Source organism: Mesorhizobium sp. AR10 (genome assembly GCF_024746795.1).
Taxonomy (GTDB): domain Bacteria; phylum Pseudomonadota; class Alphaproteobacteria; order Rhizobiales; family Rhizobiaceae; genus Mesorhizobium.
Genome location: NZ_CP080524.1, coordinates 3,774,335 through 3,794,072, shown reverse-complemented (window position 1 = coordinate 3,794,072; position 19,738 = coordinate 3,774,335). Strand labels below are relative to the sequence as shown.

At 62.2% G+C, this 19,738-nt stretch carries 23 protein-coding genes and 1 pseudogene; 8 read left to right on the top strand and 16 right to left on the bottom strand.

The features are described from left to right. Positions 1–3: 3 nt before the first annotated feature. Together LHFGNBLO_RS21815 and LHFGNBLO_RS21810 are read left to right on the top strand one after the other, a co-directional pair. Positions 4–456 (top strand): MaoC family dehydratase, encoded by a 453-nt coding sequence (locus tag LHFGNBLO_RS21815; RefSeq protein WP_258601417.1) that lies wholly within the window; start codon positions 4–6, stop codon positions 454–456. A 3-nt stretch (positions 457–459) separates the two neighbouring features. Continuing rightward, positions 460–1,335 carry an HpcH/HpaI aldolase/citrate lyase family protein gene (locus LHFGNBLO_RS21810; RefSeq protein WP_258601416.1) on the top strand — a complete coding sequence of 292 codons (876 nt, stop codon included), beginning with the start codon at positions 460–462 and terminating at the stop codon, positions 1,333–1,335. On the opposite strand, the gene LHFGNBLO_RS21805 is transcribed toward LHFGNBLO_RS21810, so the two are convergent. Together LHFGNBLO_RS21805 and LHFGNBLO_RS21800 are read right to left on the bottom strand one after the other, a co-directional pair. Continuing rightward, a complete protein-coding gene (locus LHFGNBLO_RS21805) occupies positions 1,332–1,940 on the bottom strand; it encodes a flavin reductase family protein (RefSeq protein WP_258601415.1) in 609 nt (202 codons plus the stop codon). The genes LHFGNBLO_RS21810 and LHFGNBLO_RS21805 overlap by 4 nt on opposite strands. Continuing rightward, positions 1,941–2,525: a nitroreductase gene (locus LHFGNBLO_RS21800; protein WP_258601414.1), complete on the bottom strand. Its 585-nt coding sequence runs from the start codon at positions 2,523–2,525 to the stop codon at positions 1,941–1,943. A gap of 166 nt (positions 2,526–2,691) precedes the next feature. Between LHFGNBLO_RS21800 and LHFGNBLO_RS21795 the strand changes: the two genes are divergently transcribed. After that, the gene (locus LHFGNBLO_RS21795; RefSeq protein ID WP_258601413.1) at positions 2,692–3,657 is read left to right on the top strand and encodes a hypothetical protein; all 966 of its coding nucleotides are present in this window, start codon (positions 2,692–2,694) and stop codon (positions 3,655–3,657) included. Here LHFGNBLO_RS21795 and LHFGNBLO_RS21790 read toward each other — a convergent pair whose 3' ends face one another. From LHFGNBLO_RS21790 to LHFGNBLO_RS21770, 5 genes are all read right to left on the bottom strand, one after another. Beyond that, a complete protein-coding gene (locus LHFGNBLO_RS21790) occupies positions 3,658–4,608 on the bottom strand; it encodes a lysophospholipid acyltransferase family protein (RefSeq protein WP_258601412.1) in 951 nt (316 codons plus the stop codon). Between the two features lie 85 nt (positions 4,609–4,693). Further along, on the bottom strand, positions 4,694–6,670 hold the full coding sequence (gene thrS, locus LHFGNBLO_RS21785; protein WP_258601411.1) for a threonine--tRNA ligase: 1,977 nt from the start codon (positions 6,668–6,670) through the stop codon (positions 4,694–4,696). Between the two features lie 113 nt (positions 6,671–6,783). Next, positions 6,784–7,602, bottom strand: a complete 819-nt coding sequence (blaOXA, locus tag LHFGNBLO_RS21780) for a class D beta-lactamase (RefSeq protein ID WP_258601410.1) — start codon at positions 7,600–7,602, stop codon at positions 6,784–6,786. 157 nt (positions 7,603–7,759) lie between these two features. After that, positions 7,760–8,134, bottom strand: coding sequence for a membrane protein insertion efficiency factor YidD (yidD, locus tag LHFGNBLO_RS21775; protein WP_258601409.1), 375 nt, complete (start codon positions 8,132–8,134; stop codon positions 7,760–7,762). A 79-nt stretch (positions 8,135–8,213) separates the two neighbouring features. After that, positions 8,214–8,366 carry a hypothetical protein gene (locus LHFGNBLO_RS21770; protein ID WP_258601408.1) on the bottom strand — a complete coding sequence of 51 codons (153 nt, stop codon included), beginning with the start codon at positions 8,364–8,366 and terminating at the stop codon, positions 8,214–8,216. Between the two features lie 92 nt (positions 8,367–8,458). Here LHFGNBLO_RS21770 and LHFGNBLO_RS21765 point away from each other — a divergent pair, with 92 nt between their 5' ends. Continuing rightward, positions 8,459–9,400, top strand: a complete 942-nt coding sequence (locus LHFGNBLO_RS21765; protein ID WP_258601407.1) for a LysR substrate-binding domain-containing protein — start codon at positions 8,459–8,461, stop codon at positions 9,398–9,400. On the opposite strand, the gene LHFGNBLO_RS21760 is transcribed toward LHFGNBLO_RS21765, so the two are convergent. Further along, positions 9,357–9,803, bottom strand: coding sequence for an iron-sulfur cluster assembly scaffold protein (locus tag LHFGNBLO_RS21760; protein ID WP_258601406.1), 447 nt, complete (start codon positions 9,801–9,803; stop codon positions 9,357–9,359). The genes LHFGNBLO_RS21765 and LHFGNBLO_RS21760 overlap by 44 nt on opposite strands. 244 nt (positions 9,804–10,047) lie before the next feature. Between LHFGNBLO_RS21760 and folE the strand changes: the two genes are divergently transcribed. The 3 genes from folE to LHFGNBLO_RS21745 all read left to right on the top strand — a co-directional run bounded on the left by folE (position 10,048) and on the right by LHFGNBLO_RS21745 (position 12,236). Next, the gene (folE, locus tag LHFGNBLO_RS21755; protein ID WP_258601405.1) at positions 10,048–10,683 is read left to right on the top strand and encodes a GTP cyclohydrolase I FolE; all 636 of its coding nucleotides are present in this window, start codon (positions 10,048–10,050) and stop codon (positions 10,681–10,683) included. Between the two features lie 36 nt (positions 10,684–10,719). Continuing rightward, complete coding sequence (hisI, locus tag LHFGNBLO_RS21750; protein WP_258601404.1) at positions 10,720–11,178, top strand: phosphoribosyl-AMP cyclohydrolase; 459 nt, start codon at positions 10,720–10,722, stop codon at positions 11,176–11,178. 86 nt (positions 11,179–11,264) lie between these two features. Next, positions 11,265–12,236 (top strand): patatin family protein, encoded by a 972-nt coding sequence (locus LHFGNBLO_RS21745; protein ID WP_258601403.1) that lies wholly within the window; start codon positions 11,265–11,267, stop codon positions 12,234–12,236. A 99-nt stretch (positions 12,237–12,335) separates the two neighbouring features. Here LHFGNBLO_RS21745 and LHFGNBLO_RS21740 read toward each other — a convergent pair whose 3' ends face one another. From LHFGNBLO_RS21740 to LHFGNBLO_RS21730, 3 genes are read right to left on the bottom strand one after another with little or no spacing between them, the layout of a single operon-like run. Continuing rightward, positions 12,336–12,752: a GFA family protein gene (locus LHFGNBLO_RS21740; RefSeq protein WP_258601402.1), complete on the bottom strand. Its 417-nt coding sequence runs from the start codon at positions 12,750–12,752 to the stop codon at positions 12,336–12,338. 39 nt (positions 12,753–12,791) lie between these two features. Next, positions 12,792–13,256: an SRPBCC family protein gene (locus LHFGNBLO_RS21735; protein WP_258601401.1), complete on the bottom strand. Its 465-nt coding sequence runs from the start codon at positions 13,254–13,256 to the stop codon at positions 12,792–12,794. 2 nt (positions 13,257–13,258) lie between these two features. Beyond that, positions 13,259–13,573 carry an ArsR/SmtB family transcription factor gene (locus tag LHFGNBLO_RS21730; protein ID WP_258601400.1) on the bottom strand — a complete coding sequence of 105 codons (315 nt, stop codon included), beginning with the start codon at positions 13,571–13,573 and terminating at the stop codon, positions 13,259–13,261. A 75-nt stretch (positions 13,574–13,648) separates the two neighbouring features. On the opposite strand from LHFGNBLO_RS21730, the pseudogene LHFGNBLO_RS21725 reads away from it, so the two are divergent. Beyond that, positions 13,649–13,783 (top strand): annotated as a pseudogene (locus LHFGNBLO_RS21725) (transposase); the annotation flags it as partial. 12 nt (positions 13,784–13,795) lie between these two features. Here LHFGNBLO_RS21725 and recJ read toward each other — a convergent pair. From recJ to LHFGNBLO_RS21700, 5 genes are all read right to left on the bottom strand, one after another. Beyond that, positions 13,796–15,580, bottom strand: coding sequence for a single-stranded-DNA-specific exonuclease RecJ (gene recJ / locus LHFGNBLO_RS21720; RefSeq protein ID WP_258601399.1), 1,785 nt, complete (start codon positions 15,578–15,580; stop codon positions 13,796–13,798). Positions 15,581–15,679: 99 nt separating this feature from the next. Beyond that, a complete protein-coding gene (locus tag LHFGNBLO_RS21715; protein ID WP_258601398.1) occupies positions 15,680–15,961 on the bottom strand; it encodes a DUF6434 domain-containing protein in 282 nt (93 codons plus the stop codon). A 27-nt stretch (positions 15,962–15,988) separates the two neighbouring features. Further along, the gene (gene glpX, locus LHFGNBLO_RS21710) at positions 15,989–16,972 is read right to left on the bottom strand and encodes a class II fructose-bisphosphatase (protein WP_258601397.1); all 984 of its coding nucleotides are present in this window, start codon (positions 16,970–16,972) and stop codon (positions 15,989–15,991) included. A 138-nt stretch (positions 16,973–17,110) separates the two neighbouring features. Continuing rightward, positions 17,111–18,424: a homoserine dehydrogenase gene (locus tag LHFGNBLO_RS21705; protein ID WP_258601396.1), complete on the bottom strand. Its 1,314-nt coding sequence runs from the start codon at positions 18,422–18,424 to the stop codon at positions 17,111–17,113. 47 nt (positions 18,425–18,471) lie between these two features. Then, positions 18,472–19,689, bottom strand: a complete 1,218-nt coding sequence (locus tag LHFGNBLO_RS21700) for an LL-diaminopimelate aminotransferase (RefSeq protein WP_258601395.1) — start codon at positions 19,687–19,689, stop codon at positions 18,472–18,474. Between the last annotated feature and the right edge of the window lie 49 nt (positions 19,690–19,738).

The following is a 19,738-nucleotide window of genomic DNA, read 5'->3' as shown; positions in this document are numbered from 1 at the left end:
ATCATGGCCGGGCTTTATCTCGAAGAGTTCGTCGTCGGCCATGTCTTCAAGCACACATTGCGCAAAACCGTCACCGAAAGCGACAACATGCTGTTTTCGGTGATGACGCTGAACCCGCAGCCGCTGCACATCGATTTCGACTTCGCCGCCAAGAGCGAATGGGGCAAGCCGCTGGTCAATTCGCTGTTCACGCTGGGCCTGATGATCGGCATTTCGGTGAACGACATCACCGTCGGCACCACCGTCGCCAATCTCGGCATGAAGGAGACGGTGTTTCCGCACCCGGTTTTCCACGGCGACACCATCCGTGTCGAAACCACGGTGATCTCGGTGCGCGATTCGAAATCAAAGCCGGACCGCGGCATCGTCGAGTTCGAACACCGCGCCTACAACCAGAACGGCGACCTCGTCGCCAAATGCCTTAGGCAGGCGATGATGCTGAAGAAGGCAATCTAGTTCATGCGTTCGCTGCTCTTTGTTCCCGGCGATTCGGAAAAGAAGCTGGAAAAGGGTTTTGGCGCCGGTGCCGACGCGGTCATCGTCGACCTTGAGGATTCCGTTGCGCCGCAGAACAAGTCGCTGGCACGCAACGTCGCGGCGCGCTTCATCGCCGATCAGAGACATCGGACGAAGTCCAAGGTCTATGTGCGGATCAACGATCTCTCGACCGGATTGACCGACGAGGATCTGGCCGCACTGGTTCCGGCAAAACCCGATGGCGTCATGCTGCCGAAGTCGAACAGCGGCCAGGATGTCCAGCAGCTTTCGGCAAAGCTCAGGGTGCACGAAGCCGAAAACGGCTTGCCGGACGGCGTCATAAAAATCCTGCCGATCATCACCGAAACTGCCGCCGGCGTGCTTACGGCTGCGAGCTACGCCAAGGCAAGCGCGCGGCTTGTCGGCCTCACCTGGGGTGCGGAAGACCTGTCGGCGGCGATCGGCGCACGCACGGCGCGCGACGAGAACGGCCGCTACACCGATGTGTTTCGCTTTGCCCGCACCATGACCATCCTCGCCGCAGGTGCGGCCGAAGTCGCGGCGATTGACACGGTTTTCCCAAATTTTCGCGACATGGCCGCCTTCGAAGCGGAATGCATCGGGGCCGAGCGCGACGGCTTCACCGGCAAGATGGCGATCCATCCGGCGCAGGTGCCGGTCATCAACGCCGCCTTCACGCCCTCGGCCGAAGCGGTGAAACACTCCCTGGCGATCGTTGCGGCATTCGAGGCAGCGGGAAATCCCGGCGTGGTCGGCATCGACGGCAAGATGGTCGACCGTCCGCATCTGCGGCTGGCAGAGCGGCTTCTGGCACGAGCCAAGGCTGCGGGGATCTAGTCCTTTCCCCAGCGTGGCCGGCGCATCGAGAATATCTCGCTGACGCTGGCATAGTCCATGTAACCGAGTCGGCTGACATTGCCGGCCCTGACGATGTCGAACGTGCCGTCCTTCAGATAAGCATCCTCTATGTGGACGCCGACCACCTCACCCGCAACGACGACCGCGCTCGTCGGCGTCCCATCCAGCGCCTTTGGCCGCAGGATTTCCGTCACCCGGCATTCGAGCGCCGCCGGCGCTGCCGCCACGCGAGGCGGCGCAACAAGGCGTGACGGCGCCATGGCCAGATCGGCATAGTCGAATTCGCTGACGCCGCGCGCCGCATCGACCGCCGTGCGGTTCATTTTCTCTGCAAGTTCGCGGCTGACGAGATTGGCGACGAACTCGCCCGTCTCTTCGGCAAAGGTGGCGCTGTCCTTCTCGCCTTCGGACGAGAACCAGACGATGAAGGGTCGCGTCGAAAAAGCGTTGAAGAAGGAATAGGGCGCGAGGTTGATCTTGCCAGCCTTGTTCAGGGTTGAGATCCAGCCGATCGGGCGTGGCGCCACGATCGCCTTGGACGGATCGTGCGGAAGCCCATGCCCTTTCGACGGCTCGTAGAACATTCAGCCCACCCACGGCCCCGTATAGTCGGCATAGAGCTTTGCCGGATCGGGCCGCGGCCGCTCCGGCGCCGGCCCTTGATAGGAGCCGATATGGACGAAGCCGACGACGCGCTCATGCGGCGCCAACCCCAGGATTGCCCTACCCTCCGCCACGTCTGAATACCAGTTGCTGATCATGTTGGTGCCATAGCCCAGCGCATTGGCCGCAATCATCAGGTTCATCGCCGCCATGCCGCCAGACAGGAACATTTCCCATTGCGGAATTTTCGGATTTTCCTTCGGGCTCGACACCACGCCGATAACCAGCGGCGCACGCGAAAAGCGCGCCAGTTCCTGGTTGTGGCGGTTCTCGGGTAGCGGTCCTTCGCGTTGTTCGGCAAGTGCTGCCAGCTTCTTGCCGATCTCGATGCGTGCCTCGCCGCGATAGATGACGAAGCGCCATGGCTCGAGCCGGCCGTGATCGGGCACCCGCGTGGCGGCGGCAATCATCGTCGCGATATCCGCGTCGCTCGGTGCTGGTTCCTTCAACTCCGGGATCGGTGCGGAATTTCGGGTCAACAGAAAGTCGATGATCGGCGACACCATAGGCGCAAGTCTCCTGGAACACTCAATTTTGAGCTGAAGCGCGCCATCGGGAATTCGGGCGGCTCGGGCATTGGCGCGGCGCGCGCCAGACAAAGAGTTCTCTAGCAGAAGCCGATCGGACTCTTAAGCCTTGAAATTGCCACCGGCTTGAGCTTCAACGCAAGGCATGTTTGAGGGGACAGTACGTCTTTTCCTGATCTGGCTCGGCGCCGCACTGTTCATGGTGCCGGTTTCTTCGGCCGTTGCGCAGAACGCGGACGGCATCAGCAATTTGAAACTTCCCGGGATTTCGAGCTATGCAATCCCCAAGAGCGAAACATCGCTCGCTTTGGGCAGCAGTGGCGCGATCACGCTGTCGGCTCAGCTGACCGACAAGGGCACCGACATCACGCGCGGCATCGTCTGGCGCGTCTTCAGGCCCGAAGCCGCCAGCGACGGCAAGCTGCCGATGGTCGCGTCCGCCCATGGCGGCACCGCCGTGTTCCAGCTCGAGCCTGGCAGCTATCTGGTCCATGCCTCCTACGGTCGGGCCGGCGCCACCAAGCGCATCACGGTCGGCAAGGAGGCCAAGCGCGAAAGCCTCGTGCTCGATGCCGGCGGCCTCAAGCTCGACGCCGTGCTGTCGGGCGGGGTGCGCATACCGCCGAAAAAACTGCGTTTCTCGATTTATGAAAGTCGCACCGAAGCCAATGGCGACCACGCGCTGATCATCCCCGATGTCGAGCCGAACAGCGTCGTACGGCTGAATGCCGGCACCTACCACGTCGTCTCGAACTATGGCTCGGTGAATGCGGTGATCCGCTCCGACATCCGCGTCGAGGCCGGCAAGCTCACTGAAGCCACCGTCGAGCATCGTGCAGCCGAGATGACCATGAAGCTGGTGCGCGAGGCCGGTGGCGAGGCGATCGCCGACACGTCGTGGTCGCTGCTCAATGAATCCGGCGATCCTATCCAGGAAACCGTCGGCGCCTTTGCCTCGATGGTGCTGGCCGAGGGCGACTACACCATCATCGCCAAGAATCGCGACCGCATCTACCAGAAGGATTTCACGGTCGTCGCCGGGCAGAACAAGGAGATCGAGGTTCTGGCTACGGAAGCCTCGGCCATCGATCCCGAGGAAGGCGCAGATTAGCTAGCGTCTCGTCAGGCAGCCCTGCGTAGACGTCGCGGCAGGAAGTGGACGCGGCCGTGCGGTGCGGCCGGCGCCAAGATCGAAGACGCCGCGATGCAAACGGTCTAGTAGCGCCTTGCGGTCGCGCAACGGTTCCAGCTCGCTCCAGCTCAGCACATCGCCGACGCGCACGTCGATTGACTTGCCGGACAGCCGCGAGAACTCGTGGATGAGCAGGGAAATGCGCAGCGTCAGCGATGCCTTGCCAACGAATTTCGCCACGCGTCCGTCGCGCTCGGCCATGTTCATCGGGCCGCTGACCAGATGGAACAGCCGACCGTTCTGCCCCGAAAAATGCATCGGAACGACCGATGCCCTGGCATCCTGGACGAGGCGGGCCGGAAACATCTTCCACGGCAGATCGCGTGCCCGGCCAAAGCCTCTCGGCGCTGTCGCGACGCCGCCGGCCGGGAACACGACGATGGTGACGCCCTCTTTCAACAGCCGCACTGCCTCGTGGCGCACCGCCATGTTGTTCCTGAGCGCGTCTTTGGTTTCGGAGAAGTCGATCGGCAGTGAATAGGGTTCCATCTCGCGGATCTTGAGCAGATCCTTGTGGATGATGACGCGGAACGGCCGCCCGAGCTGCTCGGCCAGCGACAGCACGGCAATGCCGTCGCCGATGCCGAACGGATGGTTGGCGACGATCACCAGCGGCGTGTCGGGCAGTTTGGCCGGCGGCCATTGATCGGCGGTCCGCACCCGGACGTCGATCAGTTCGAGCATGCGGCTGAACACGCGCTCGCCGGTCGGCACCACCTGGCGGCGCCAGAAATCATAGAGCGCAGCGTAGCGGTCGCGCCCTGACAGACCTTCGATGGAGTGAATGAACCAGCGTGTCAGCGCCCGCTGGCGCGGATTGGCGTAGGACAGCTCGGGAAACGGTCTTTCGCGCATCTTCAGCTTGAGCATGAGGGCTCGTTACAAGCTTGGCGTGACAGGGATATGAAAATGGCGGTGGATCGCTCCACCGCCATTTCGTAAAAAAATGTGCAGATCAGGCGGCGCGTTTGCGCCTGCGGTCTGGTGTTACCGCTTCTTCGGCAAGCAGCGCCACCGCCTGGCCAAGGCCAAGCGATTCCTGGTCGCGCGAGCCGAGTCGGCGGATGTTGACCGTCTCCTCCTCCGCCTCGCGCTTGCCGCAGACGAGGATGACCGGAACCTTGGCCAATGAGTGCTCGCGCACCTTGTAGTTGATCTTCTCATTGCGCAGGTCGGCTTCCGCCAAGAGCCCGGCCGCCTTCAACTGAGCGACGACCTTCAAGGCGTAGTCGTCGGCATCTGAGGTGATCGTCGCCACCACCACCTGCAGCGGCGCGAACCACAGCGGGAAATGGCCGGAGTAGTTCTCGATCAGGATGCCGAGGAAGCGTTCCATCGAACCGCAGATGGCGCGGTGCACCATCACCGGCTGCTTCTTCTCCGAATCCGAACCGATATAGAAGGCGCCAAAGCGCTCCGGCAGGTTGAAGTCGACCTGCGTGGTGCCGCACTGCCATTCGCGGCCGATGGCGTCCTTCAGCACATATTCGAACTTCGGCCCGTAGAAGGCGCCCTCGCCCGGATTGATCGAGGTCTTGATGCGATTGCCCGACTTAGCCCTGATCGTCTCCAGCACGCTGCCCATGATCGCCTCGGCGTGGTCCCAGGCTTCGTCGGTGCCGACACGCTTGTCCGGACGCGTCGACAGCTTGACGCTGATCTCATCGAAGCCGAAATCGGCATAGGTCGACAGGATCAAATCGTTGATGCGCAGGCATTCCGACGCCAGCTGCTCCTCGGTGCAGAAGATATGCGCATCGTCCTGCGTGAAGCCGCGCACGCGCATCAGCCCGTGCAGCGCGCCCGATGGCTCGTAGCGATGCACATTGCCGAATTCGGCAAGCTTTACCGGCAGGTCGCGATAGGATTTCAGCCCGTGCTTGAATATCTGCACGTGGCCGGGACAGTTCATCGGCTTCAGCGCAAAGACGCGGTCGTCGTCGGTATCGTCGCCGGCGACCGTCACCTTGAACATGGCATCGCGATACCAGCCCCAATGGCCTGAAGTCTCCCACAGGCTCTTGTCGAGCACCTGTGGTGCGTTGACCTCCTCGTAGCCCTGCTCGTCGAGACGGCGGCGCATATAGTTGACCAGGTTCTGGAACATCTTCCAGCCCTTGGCGTGCCAGAAGACGACGCCCGGCCCCTCTTCCTGGAAATGGAACAGGTCCATCTCGCGGCCGAGCTTCCGGTGGTCGCGTTTCTCGGCTTCCTCCAGCATGGTCTGATAGGCATCGAGCTGTGCCTGGTCGGCCCAGGCCGTGCCGTAGATGCGCGTCAGCATCGGATTGTTGGAATCGCCGCGCCAATAGGCGCCGGCCACCTTCATCAGCTTGAAGGCGCTGCCGATCTGCCCGGTGGAGGCCATGTGCGGGCCACGGCAGAGGTCGAACCAGTCGCCCTGCGCATAGATCTTGAGATCCTGATCCTCAGGAATGGCGTCGATCAGTTCCAGCTTGTAGCGCTCGCCCTTGTCGGCAAACACCTTCTTCGCTTGTTCGCGCGACCAGACCTGCTTGGTGAACGGCCTGTTGCGCGCGATGATCTCGCGCATCTTCTTCTCGATCACCGGGAAATCGTCGGGCGTGAACGGCTCGTTGCGGGCAAAATCATAGTAGAACCCGTTCTCGATCACCGGTCCGATGGTCACCTGCGTTCCCGGCCACAGTTCCTGCACGGCTTCTGCCAGCACGTGTGCTGCGTCATGGCGGATGAGTTCCAGCGCGCGCGGATCCTCGCGGGTGACGATCTCGACCTTGCCGGACTTGCCGAGCGGGTCGGAAAGATCGCGCACCACGCCGTCGATCGAGTAGGCGACGGCCTTCTTGGCCAGCGACTTCGAGATTGATTCCGCTAGGCCGGCACCGGTCATCGCCGCTTCGTAGTCGCGGACGGAGCCATCGGGAAATGTCAGGGAAACGGAATTCAGCACGAGATATCTCCTATCCAGTCCCGCAAACGAGCGCGGGTGGTAAAATGCCGGATGCGTCCGGCGGCGGGCTGTCTTTTATGGGCAGATTCCGCCGCCGTAAAGCCGGATGTGAATCACTTGATCAGATCGGGCAGGTCTTTCAGGAACGCCGCACGTGTCGCGAGGCCCTTCGGCATGTCGGTCCGCTTCGTATCGACAACGAGCCGGGCGAACACGATCTGACGCTCATCCTTTTGCGCCCAGCCGACGAACCAGCCGAGCGAGCGTTTGTCCTTGCCGCCACTGCCGAGCCTCGTGCTCCCGGTCTTGCCCTGCACGGTCCAGCCGCCCGCCTGGAAGCTCGGGATGATGGCCTTGGTCATCTCGTGAGCCGTGGCCGAAACCGGCATTTTGCCGGCAAGCATCCGATGCAGAAAAACGGTCTGCTCGACGGGCGATATTTCAAGCGAGGAGTTCACCCAGGAACGGGTGAGGCCATCATTCTTGGCGGCATTGCCGGAGACATCCATGTTGCCGTAGCCGAACTTCGACACATAGCCGGCAAAACGCTCGGCGCCGAGCCGGCTCGTGATTTCACGGGAATACCACAGGACTGAGTCCCGCTCCCAGATCGTCGGATCGACTGTCTTTCGATCCCGCTTCACCGCGTTGAATTCGGGCTTGTAGTCCCAGCTCGGCGTGTGCTCGTCGCTGAGGATGCCAGCGTCATAGCCGATCAACGCCAATGGCACCTTGAACGTCGAAGCCGGGCTGAAGCGCTGGTCGCAAACGCCGTCCCGGTAGAGCGTCTCGCCGCTCACCGCATCCTGGACCAGCGTGCATTGGACATCGCCCAGCGGCGCGGATTGCGCCCGCATCGGGAAACCGAGCAGCCACGCCAGCAGGAAGAGAGCGATGGCAAAAACGAATGGAAGGCGGTCTATCTGGCGCATGGCAGTCTCTCTCCTGAAGGGTGGCAGGAGAGGCTTAGCGAGCCGTCTTGTCTCGATTTTGTCTCAAATGTGCAAGCTCAGCGCAACATGCGATTAACCCTACCAGATCGTTAAGACTCGATCGTTGCAAGGGTCAGCCGCTCTCTCTGGCGCACCGTCAGACCTCTGGATCGCCAATCTTCTTGCCGATCTGCCAATACCGCCACGGCGTGAACCAGACATAGCGCCCCGCCAGCGCCTCGGGGACGCGGTCGATGCCATGCGTCCCAAACGGCCCGCAGCGCAGCACCCGGAAAAGCCCCATCCAGCCGCCGGCCCATAGCCCATGGCGCGCGATCGCCTCATGCGCATATTCCGAACAGGTCGGCAGATGCCGGCAAGAATTTCCGACAAAGCCGGACAAGGTCAGCTGGTAGAAACGAACGAGCGACGTGCCCAGGATGCGGCCCGGCGTCTTGCGCCAGGGGCCGGGCCAGTTGCGCCCGCGCTGCGGCGGGCCGGCGACATGCGTATGCCGATGTTGGTCGCGCACCGCATTCTCCGCATGGCGTTTCCCCAGGGGATAGATGTGGGCGTCGGCCGGAGAACGCAATCCCCTATCGACGCCGGCTTCAGGGTCTTGAACGGCGAACGGGATAGCGACCGGCCGAAGCCGACCAGCGGGACCCTTCTTCGCAACGTCCGGCATACGGCCGCCTTTCGCCATGCCATTGAAACGTCGCGATGCGCATGACATCGCCAAAAATGCTCAGGAACTGGTTCATGGCTGCATCTCCTTTGAGAGCGATTAGACCGCTGCTGGCCTTCATCCTCAAACGAGTATAATTTCCTCGTCGGATAACCTGAGATTATGCGAATGAAGCGCGGACGCCTTCCCCTGACGGCATTGAGGAGTTTCGAGGCTGCCGGCAGGCTGCTCAGCTTCAGCCGGGCGGCCGAGGAACTGTTCGTTTCGCAAGCGGCGATCAGCCGCCAGATCCGGGAGCTCGAAAGCTTGATCGGCAGGCCGCTGTTCGAGCGCCGGCACCGCCGCGTCATTCTGACCGAGCCTGGCCAAGCCCTGCTTGACCAGTTGACCGTCAGTTTCGACGACATCGACCGGCGGCTGTCCCAGATCATTGCCGAGCAAGAACAGAGTTTGCTTCGGGTCAGCGTCGAGCCGGCGTTCGCGGGTGCCTTGCTGATACCGCGGCTCAATCTGTTTCGAGAGCGGCATCCCGAAATCGACGTAGCGGTCGATTCAAACACTCGGCTTGTGGAATTCCGCAGTCACGAGGCCGAAATTGCGATCCGCTACGCGACGGCCGCAACCTCCTGGCCACGGACCGAAGCAAAGCATCTCATCGACGTGTCGCTGACACCCGTACTCACGCCGGCACTGCTCGCAGCCGGCCCGCCACTTTCCTCCCCGGCCGATCTGCGCCACTTCACGCTGCTCCACGATGAAAATCGCGACGGTTGGGCACAGTGGTTCCATGCCGTCGGCCTTCCCGACCTGGCGCTGCAGAGAGGTCCGATTTATGCCGACGCAGCCCTTGTCATGCAGGCGGCCAAACTCGGACACGGCGTTGCCTTGGGAGATCAGGTGATGGAAGGCGATGATCTGCGGCTCGGGAATTTCATCCGGCCGTTCGATATGGAAGTGGCCTACGGGGCATATTGGCTGGTCGCACCAAGCTTCAATCGCCTTAGACGGGCGGCAAAGGCATTTTCCGACTGGGTCGAAGCAGAGTTCGCGGCCACCGTGTTTAAGCCTAAGCTGCCTGTTCGGCGCGCTTCTTCTCGATCTGGCCGATAGCGTCGACCACGGCATCGAAGGTCAGCATGGTCGAGGCATGGCGCGCCTTGTAGTCGCGCACCGGCTCCAGATATCTGAGGTCGGCGAAGCGGCCTTCCGGCGGCGCGCCATTTTCCTTCAGCATTCTCAGCATCGTCTCCCGCACCTTTCGCAATTCGTCGGCGCTGGCGCCGACGACATGCTGCGCCATGATCGAGGACGACGCCTGACCAAGCGCGCAAGCCTTCACGTCGTGGGCGAAATCGGTGACGACGCCGTCATCCATCTTCAGATCGACCGTCACGGTCGAGCCGCACAGCTTGGAATGCGCCCTTGCCGTTGCGTCTGGATGCTCAAGCCGGCCGATCCGCGCGATGTTTCCAGCAAAACCCAGAATTTTCGCATTGTAGACGTCGTCGATCATAATTTTCCAATCCGTCGCCGCCAAGCGAACAGCGATTGCCGCTGATACATCTTCCTTTCGCTCGGCACGACCATATATAATGCTGGCAGTCGGGTATCGACAAGGCAACCACAAGCCCTTGCTCTTTGCCTAAATTGTTCACGCCGCTTTGCGGGCTGGAAACCGAGCGGGTTTCTTACACCCGAAAGGTCGTGGTCCGTTCAACTCGTTCCTCCGCAGAGAGGGACTACGGGAGACGCCTTTTATGGATGCCGTCATCAAGAAACTCATGCCGCAGTCGGCCTATATGGAAAAGCCGGTCACCGATCGGCCGAGCGAAGCCGAGGTCGAGGCAGCAGTGCGCACGCTGTTGCGCTGGACCGGCGACAATCCAGAGCGAGAGGGCCTGGTCGATACGCCGAAGCGTGTCACCAAGGCATTCCGCGAAATGTTCAACGGCTACGACATGTGCCCGGCCGAGGAGCTCGGCCGCACCTTCGAGGAAGTCGCCGGCTATGACGACCTCGTCATCGTCAAGGACATAACATTCCATTCGCATTGCGAGCACCATATGGTGCCGATCATCGGCAAGGCGCATGTCGGCTATTTGCCGGACGGCAAGGTTGTCGGCCTGTCCAAGATCGCGCGCGTCGTCGATATCTTCGCCCATCGCCTGCAGACCCAGGAGGCGATGACCGCGCAGATCGCCGGCGTCATCCAGGACGTGCTCAATCCACGCGGCGTTGCCGTCATGCTCGAGGCCGAGCATATGTGCATGGCCATGCGCGGCATCCGCAAGCAAGGCTCCACCACACTGACCTCGACCTTCACCGGCGTTTTCAAGGATACGCCCGAAGAGCAGGTCCGTTTCGTCACCATGGTGCGCGGCGGCGGGGTCTGAATGACCCCAGCCGGCTTCGCCAGATAAGGACCGGCGATGTCGGCACTGGAATTTCCGAAAGCTCCCTCCGACAAGAAGGCACTGGAGGAAGGTGCGGTCTTTTCGCCGCGCTTCGATGCCGGCGGTCTCGTCACCGTCGTCGTCACCGATGCCCAAGACGGCATGCTGCTGATGGTTGCCCATATGAATGCGCAGGCACTGGCGCTGACGCTGGAAACCGGCATTGCTCATTACTGGTCGCGCTCGCGCAGCGCTTTGTGGAAAAAGGGCGAAACCTCGGGCAACTTCCAGCACGTCGTCGAGATGCGCACCGACTGCGACCAGGACGCCTTGTGGCTGCGGGTCAAAGTGTTGGGCCACGATGCAACTTGTCATACCGGCCGGCGTTCATGCTTTTATCGGACGGTGGGGCTGATCGACGGCAAGGGGATGCTTGCCGGCGACGGTAGCAAACCGCTGTTCGATGCGGAAAACACGTATCGGAAGCCTTTGTGAACCATTCGACAGTCGCAGGTCACTCATATTCACTATTCTAAAACATCCTTCATGCTACAAAGGACCTGGGACAAGGGGAGATCATGATGCTCGAGTGGGCGTCATTGCGTAACAGACCAGACGTTCGGGAAGCCAATGGCCTCTCCTCGTCAGGCGGCGCGTCCGAATTAACCCCTGCGAAGAAAACCGGCATTTCGCTCGCTCTGGGCGGCGGCTGCGCGCGCGGCTGGGCTCATATCGGCGTGCTGCGTGCGCTCGACGAAGCCGGCATCGAAGTATCGATGATCGCCGGCACCTCGATCGGTGCGCTGGTCGGCGGCTGTTATCTCTCAGGCAAGCTCGACGAGCTGGAAGAATTCGCCCGAAGCCTGACCAAGCGACGCATCTTTGGCCTTCTCGATCTAAGTTTGCGCGGCAACGGCCTGTTTGGCGGCATGAAGCTCGATGCAAGGCTGCGCGAGCATATGGCCGGTTTTCGCTTCGAGGATCTGTCGAAGCCGTTTGTCTGCGTTACCGCAGAAATCCGCACCGGCCACGAAATCTGGCTGTCCAGCGGCTCGCTGATCACCGCCATGCGCGCCTCCTACGCGCTGCCAGGCGTGTTCGAGCCGGTGAGCTGCAACGGTCGTGTGCTGGTCGATGGCGCACTGGTCAATCCGGTACCGGTCTCGGTGTGCCGCGCCTACGAGCAGCCGCTCGTGGTTGCTGTGAACCTTCACTATGATCTGTTCGGCCGCGCCGCTGTCATCAAGCACAGTGCCGGCGAACTCGTCGTCGAGAAGGATGCACCAAGGGCCGGCCAGGTCGATACCGAGCGCCAGTCGCGCGAATCGCGGCTTGGCATCACCGGCGTCATGGTCGAAGCCTTCAACATCATCCAGGACCGAATTTCACGCGCCAGGCTGGCAGGCGATCCCCCTGACATGTCGCTGCAGCCGAAGCTCAGCCATATCGGCCTGACCGAATTCCACCGTGCCGACGAGGCGATCCGCATTGGCTATCAGGCAACGATGGCCCAGATTAGCGAACTGACGCGATTGCAGACGGTTCTCGCTTAAGGCTCAGCGACCCATCAATCCTGCAGCATGTTACAACCGCTTCGAGCCCTTGGCGGACCCACTGACATCGTCGGCAGTTTCGCATTGCTCCCCGGGACTTCATACGGTCGGCATGCGATCGAATTTCTGCAATGAGGGATCAATCGTGTCCCAGGCATGGCCGCGGATGCCGTAAGTGAGCACCTTCGGATTGAATTGGCCTGGGTCGTCAAGGCTGGTCGCGTGGATCGCTATCAGGTCGGGCATGGCGACGAATGTCAGGTAGACCGGCGTTCCACAGGTCGGGCAGAAGGCGTGGATCTTTTCGTAGCCGCTGTCGCCCCTTATCCGCCAGGTGCTTGCCTCGCCCGTAATCGTCATGCCGGCGCGACCGGCGAAGGTCAGATAGGAGCCATGCCCGGTGCCGCTGCGCTTCTGGCAATCGAGGCATTGGCAGTGGTTCGCGAAGACGGGTTCGCTGCTGGCTTCATAGCGGATCGCGCCGCACGCGCATCCGCCGCTATATCGCTTGGTCATTGTCATTCTCCGCCGGCGGAATTGTTGATCGGCAAGGGGTCAGGCTGATTTCGGCTTGGCGAAAACGTCGATGCCGCTGCCGGTTTCCAGGAAGGACTTCATGCTGGACAGCACGACCGGCCAACCCTGGCTGATGCCTTTGGCCATCTCGCTGCCGGCTTCCAGCTCATCATGAGTGACTGTCAGCCGCACCATGTTGTCGTATTCCTCGATGCCGAATGTCACCCGGCTATGTTTTGACGGATCGGAGGCCTGCGAAGCGTTGGCCCAAGTGATGACCAGACGGGTCGGCGGCGAAATCTCGACGACCTTGCCGATGAGCTCGACGGTGCGCTCGTCATTGGCGCGGACATGTTCCCATTTCGATCCGGGATTCCAATCGGAGACGTTCTCGTGGCCCCAATAACGCCTTGCGACATCCGGTTTGATTATGGCCTCGAACACCTTTTGCGGCGTCGAGCGAATATAGGTCACGTAAACGAAGCTGGTCGTCTCTCTGGTCATTGTCATTCTCCTTCGAGTTCTTTCTTCAGATCGTGCAGCAGGCTGAGCCGCTGCCGTTCGAATTTCCGCACCCACCGCTCGTAGACTTCGTGCAGCGGCACGGGGTTGATGAAATGCAGCTTTTCGCGACCGCGCCTGACCGTGCTCACCAGATTGGCCGCCTCCAATATGCCGAGGTGCTGCGTGGCGGATTGCCGGGCCATGTCCAGGTTTTCGCAAAGCTGGCCGAGCGTCTGCCCGTTCTTTTCACAAAGAAGGTCAAGCAGCCTTCTGCGTGTCGGGTCGCCCAGCGCATTGAAAACCTCGTCAGCGTTCATCGCTCTCACTCGTTTTGTGAGACCACAATATGCAGGTAAATACCTGCATGTCAACTACAGCTAAACCCGCCCTGCAAACAGCGCAATCGCATCGAACGCATGTCCGGCAGGCTCAAGGACTAGCGACGGATCGCGACCAGATACGACCGTTGCGCCGACGCCTTCATGAGCGCCATCGCAATCGCAGCAACCGTCGTCTTCGGACTATGAGCCCGGTCAAAATCAGGCACGTGCCGCGTCGGTGATGCGGAACTGCACTGTGCGGTTGCCGTTCCAGTAGTTGCCTGACAGCGACCCCGCGACGTGCACCGTCTTGCCCCTGTTCTTGAACAGGAACTCGCCGAGTGCGGTATCGACGGCGCGAAAGGCGATCGCCTGGATGCGGCCGCCGCTTTCCGACTGCAGTTCGGCGCGGATGTGATTGGTGCCCACCGGCCGCGCGTCGGCCAGTCGGTGCCGCGGCAGCGCGAAGACCGGCGCGACATGGCCGGCACCAAACGGACCGGCCTTTTCCAGTGCATCGAGCAGGCCGAGCGTCGCGCCTTCGGCGGCGAGCGCGCCATCGATGGCCAGGCTTTCCTCATCCTGCAGCCGAAAAATGTCGGCTGCCGCGCGTTCCTCGAAGAAGGCCCTGAGCTCACCGAGTTTCGCCCGCTCCACCGTGATGCCGGCCGCCATGCCATGGCCACCGCCCTTGACGATCAGCCCGGCATCGGCCGCCTCGCGCACCAGCCGGCCGAGGTCGAAGCCGGACACCGAACGTCCCGATCCGGTGCCGACACCATTGGCGTTGAAGGCGATGGCGAAGGCAGGCCGGCGCGCGTGGTCCTTGAGCCGCGAGGCCAGCAGGCCGACGATGCCCGGATGCCAGCTGGTGCTGGCCGTGACGACGATAGCGGGGCCGTTGCCGCCAGCAAGCTCGGCATCGGCCTCCGTCCGCGCCTGGGCCAGCATTTCCAGCTCCATCTGCTGCCGCTCCTGATTGAGCCGGTCGAGCGTCTCGGCAATGGTGCGAGCCTCGACCGGATCGTCGGTGGCGAGCAGGCGGCTACCAAGCGCTGCGTCGCCAATGCGCCCGCCGGCATTGATGCGCGGTCCGATCAGATAGGCCAGGTGAAAGGTGCTGATCGGCTCGCCAATGCGCGACACCCGCGCCAGAGCCGCCAGCCCCTCGTTCTTCTGCTGGCGCGCCATCTGCAACCCTTTGACCACGAAGGCACGGTTGACACCGGTGAGCGGCACCACATCGCAAACGGTAGCCAGCGCCACTAGGTCGAGCAAAGAAAGCAGGTCCGGCGGTGCTGCATCGGGCAAGCGGCCACGCAGGATCTTCGCCGTCTGCACCAGAGTGAGGAAGACAACACCGGCGGCGCAAAGGTGGCCCTGGCCCGATAGATCGTCCTCGCGATTGGGATTGACGACGGCAGTTGCCTCCGGCAGCGTCCCGCCGACCTGATGGTGGTCGAGCACCACGACATCGGCACCAACTGCCTTGGCCGCATCGATGGAAACAGCGCTGTTGGTGCCGCAGTCGACTGTGACAATCAGCTTCGCGCCCCGGGACACGAGTTCGCGCATGGCTTCCGGATTGGGACCGTAACCCTCGAAAATACGGTCCGGAATGTAGATTTCCGAGGGCACAGAGAAATGGCCGAGAAACCGCTTCAGCAGTGCCGACGAGGCCGCGCCATCGACGTCGTAGTCGCCGAAGATCGCCACCTTTTCTTTGGCCACGATTGCCTCGGCGAGGCGGGTTGCTGCCTTGTCCATATCGGTTAGCGATGCCGGGTCCGGCAAAAGATTGCGGATGGTCGGATCGAGGAACCGCTCCGTCTCACCGGCGGTCACGCCGCGCCCGGCAAGCACGCGCGCGACGATGTCGGGCACACCATGGCCTTGCGCGATAGCGAGCGCTGCCATGTCCTGCCGCTCGGTCAGCCGGTGTTCCCACGAGACACCGGTTGCCGATTGCCTGACATCGAGGAAGAGGCGTTTTTCGCCCGTCATATGATTTGCCAGCTCATCCGTGGCCGCAGGATAGGCCAAAGGCAGGCAAAGCCAAGCGGCCTGCTATGGATGCACTTTCGTACGAGATTTCCAGAAAAATTACTGCCGCTTTTCAGCTTCGCGCCGAAGCCATTCGTCGGCTGCATCACCCATGGTCTTTTCGACGCCATCCCTGAGCCAAGCCATGAAAGGTCGATCGAACTCGAACCCACCGCCGCACTCCTTGATGAAAAAGCGCCGCGCGTTCTGGGTGTTGCGATAGGACTTGGTAATGGCCGTGGCGCGCGAAATCGGAGCCGCGTGCCAGTCGAACGATTTCATCTTCATGTCCTTGCGGCCAGATGCGGCCACAGGGCTACCAACTGCGGTGCGGCTGCGCAAGAACCAAGAGCCTGCTGTGAGGGGTGGCTAAAACTTTTCCAGATCCTGGTGACGCGCCTTGATCTCGCGCACGGTCCGCGATGACGAGCGCAGCACGATGGTATGGGTGGTGATGGTGTCGCGGCCGAACCTGACGCCGTTGAGCAAATTGCCGTCGGTGACGCCGGTCGCCGCAAACAGCACGTCGCCGCGAGCCATGTCCTGTGCCCGGTAGACCCGCTTCGGGTCGGAGATGCCCATTTTTGCCGCGCGCGCCACCTTTCCCGGCGTATCGAGGATCAGCCGGCCCTGCATCTGGCCACCGGTGCAGCGCAAGGCGGTAGCGGCCAGAACGCCCTCGGGCGCACCACCGGTGCCGAGATAGATGTCGATACCGGTCTCCTCCGGATCGGTGGTGTGGATGACGCCGGCGACATCGCCGTCGCCGATCAGCCGGATGGCAGCGCCTGTTGCCCGCACGGCTTCGATCAGTTTGCCATGGCGCGGCCGGTCGAGGATGCAGGCGGTGATCTCCGATATCGCGACACCCTTGGCCTTGGCCAGATTGGCGATGTTCTCAGCCGGCGAAGCGTCGATGTCGATCACGCCATCCGCATAGAACGGACCGATGGCGATTTTTTCCATATAGACATCGGGCGCGAACAGCAGGCTGCCCTTCTCGGCAATGGCGATGACGGCCAGCGCATTGGGCAGGTTCTTGGCGCAGATCGTCGTGCCTTCGAGCGGATCGAGCGCGATATCGACCGCCGGGCCCATGCCGTTGCCAACCTCTTCGCCGATATAGAGCATCGGCGCCTCGTCGCGCTCACCCTCGCCGATCACCACTGTGCCCTTGATGGCGAGCCGGTTGAGTTCCTGCCGCATGGCGTCGACGGCGGCCTGGTCAGCGGCCTTTTCGTCGCCGCGTCCGCGCAATCTGGCGGCCGCTACCGCGGCGCGCTCGGTGACCCGCACCAGTTCCATGGTGAGTATCCGGTTAAGACCGGCGACAATGTTCTGAGCCACATTCATCGGTGGAAATCCTCGTTCGCACGCGCCTCCGCCAGGGGCGCGATCCTTGTGTCAAAGCTCCATGACAACAGCAAGACCTGAGCAGCCGTTTTTTGAAAGCGCAGCGATATCAATCGATTGAAGGGAAAAGATGAAACTCTACCCTGCCCGTTCGATGCGGATGACCTGCGGCTTGTCGGTCAGATGGCCGTCCTTGGTGATGCCGTCGACGGCCTTGCGCACGGCAGCCTCGGTTGTCTCATGCGTGACGAGGATCACCGTCTTCTGCGCTTCCGTCTCGCCATTGACCGCATGCTGCACGATCGATTCCAGCGAAATATCGTTGTCGGCCATGCGCTTGGCGATCGCGGCAAAAACGCCGATGCGGTCATGCACCGTGAGCCGGATAAAATAGCCGCCGGCATGACTGCGCATCTGCGCTTTCTTGTAGGGTTTCAATTCCTTCGCCGGCAGGCCGAAGACCGGGCCATGCTGGAAACCCGGCCGGCTCTTGGCGATGTCGGCAATGTCGCCGACCACCGCCGATGCGGTGGCATTGCCGCCGGCACCTGGACCGGAGAGCAGGAGTTCGCCCAGGATGTCGGTTTCGATCGCAACAGCGTTGGTGACACCGTGCACCTGCGCGATCACCGACGCCGTCGGCACCATGGTCGGGTGCACGCGCTGTTCGATGCCGCTTTCCGTGCGCTGGGCGACGCCGAGCAGCTTGATCCGGTAGCCGAGATCGGCGGCAGCACGGATATCGGCCTGGCTGATGTTGGAAATGCCTTCCATGTAGATGTCGTTGGCGGCGATCCTGGTGCCGAAGGCCAGACTGGTCAGGATCGACAACTTGTGCGCGGTGTCGTGACCCTCGATGTCGAAGGTCGGATCGGCTTCCGCGTAGCCCAGCCGTTGCGCGTCCTTGAGGCAGACGTCGAACGAGATACCCTCGGCTTCCATGCGGGTCAGGATGTAGTTGCAGGTGCCGTTGAGGATACCAAAGACGCGGGTGACCGAATTGCCGGCCATTGCCTCGCGCATCGTCTTGATGACCGGGATGCCACCGGCCACCGCCGCCTCATAATTGAGCAGCACCCCCTTCTTCTCGGCGATCTCGGCCAGCGCCACGCCATGCTTGGCGAGCAGTGCCTTGTTGGCGGTGACGACGTGGCGGCTTGCTTCAAGCGCTGCCTTCACGGACGATCGCGCCGGCCCCTCATCGCCGCCCATCAACTCGACGAAGACGTCGATATCGGCGGTCTGCGCCATCTTCACCGGATCGTCGAACCACTTGGCAGCCCCCAGATCGACGCCGCGGTCGCGCTTGGGATCGCGTGCCGAAACTGCAGTGACGACGACATCGCGACCACACTGGCGCGTCAGTTCCGCCGCCTTGTCGCGCAGCACCCGCGCCACTGACGCACCGACGGTTCCCAGACCGGCAATTCCAACACGCAACGCTTCAGCCATGTCCGGCGACGCCCCTCAAATATTCTGTCGATGTGATATGCGGCAGCTCAACGATGCGCGGCGAGCGGCACCACATTGTTGGGCTGCTTGGCGCTGGACGCCAGGAAGCGCTTGATGTTGCGCGCCGCCTGCCGGATCCGGTGCTCGTTCTCGACCAGCGCGATGCGCACATGATCGTCGCCGTGCTCGCCGAAGCCGATGCCCGGCGCCACCGCCACGTCGGCATGCTCGATCAGCAGCTTGGAGAATTCGAGAGAACCGAGATGCTTGAACGGGTCCGGTATCGGCGCCCAGGCGAACATCGACGCCGCCGGTGCTGGAATGGTCCAGCCGGCGCGACCGAAGGCATCGACCATGACGTCGCGGCGCTTGTGATAGATGTCGCGCACTTCGGCAATGTCGGCGCCATCGCCGTTGAGCGCGTGCGCGGCCGCCACCTGGATCGGCGTGAAGGCGCCGTAATCGAGATAGGATTTGACCCGTGTCAGCGCCGAGATCAGCCGCTCATTGCCGACCGCAAAGCCCATGCGCCAACCAGGCATGGAGAAGGTCTTCGACATCGAGGTGAACTCGACGGCCACGTCGATTGCGCCCGGCACCTGCAGCACCGAGGGCGGCGGATTGCCATCGAAATAGATTTCCGAATAGGCAAGGTCCGACAGGATGATGATGTCGTTCTTCTTGGCGAACGCCACGACATCCTTGTAGAAATCGAGCGAGGCGACCAGCGCTGTCGGGTTCGACGGATAGTTGAGGATCAGCGCCAGCGGCTTCGGGATCGAATGGCGGATGCCGCGCTCCAGCGCCGGGATGAAGCCGTCGTCCGGTTCGACCTGCAGCGAGCGGATAACGCCGCCCGACATGATGAAGCCGAAAGCGTGGATCGGATAGGTCGGATTGGGACACAGGATCACGTCGCCCGGCGCGGTGATCGCCTGCGCCATGTTGGCAAAGCCTTCCTTCGACCCCAGCGTCGCCACCACTTGCGTGTCGGGATTGAGCTTCACGCCAAAGCGGCGGGCATAGTAATTGGCCTGGGCTCGGCGCAGGCCCGGAATGCCGCGCGACGACGAATAGCGATGCGTGCGCGGATCGCGCACGACCTCGCACAATTTGTCTACGATCGCCTTCGGCGTCGGCAGATCCGGATTGCCCATGCCAAGGTCGATGATGTCGGCGCCGCGAGAGCGGGCGCTGGCCTTCAGCCGGTTGACCTGCTCGAAGACGTAGGGCGGAAGCCGGCGGACCTTGTGAAATTCTTCCATGTCAGTTCCAGACGATCAAACGTGGTTTGGCAAAGGTGGTTTCGGTCGC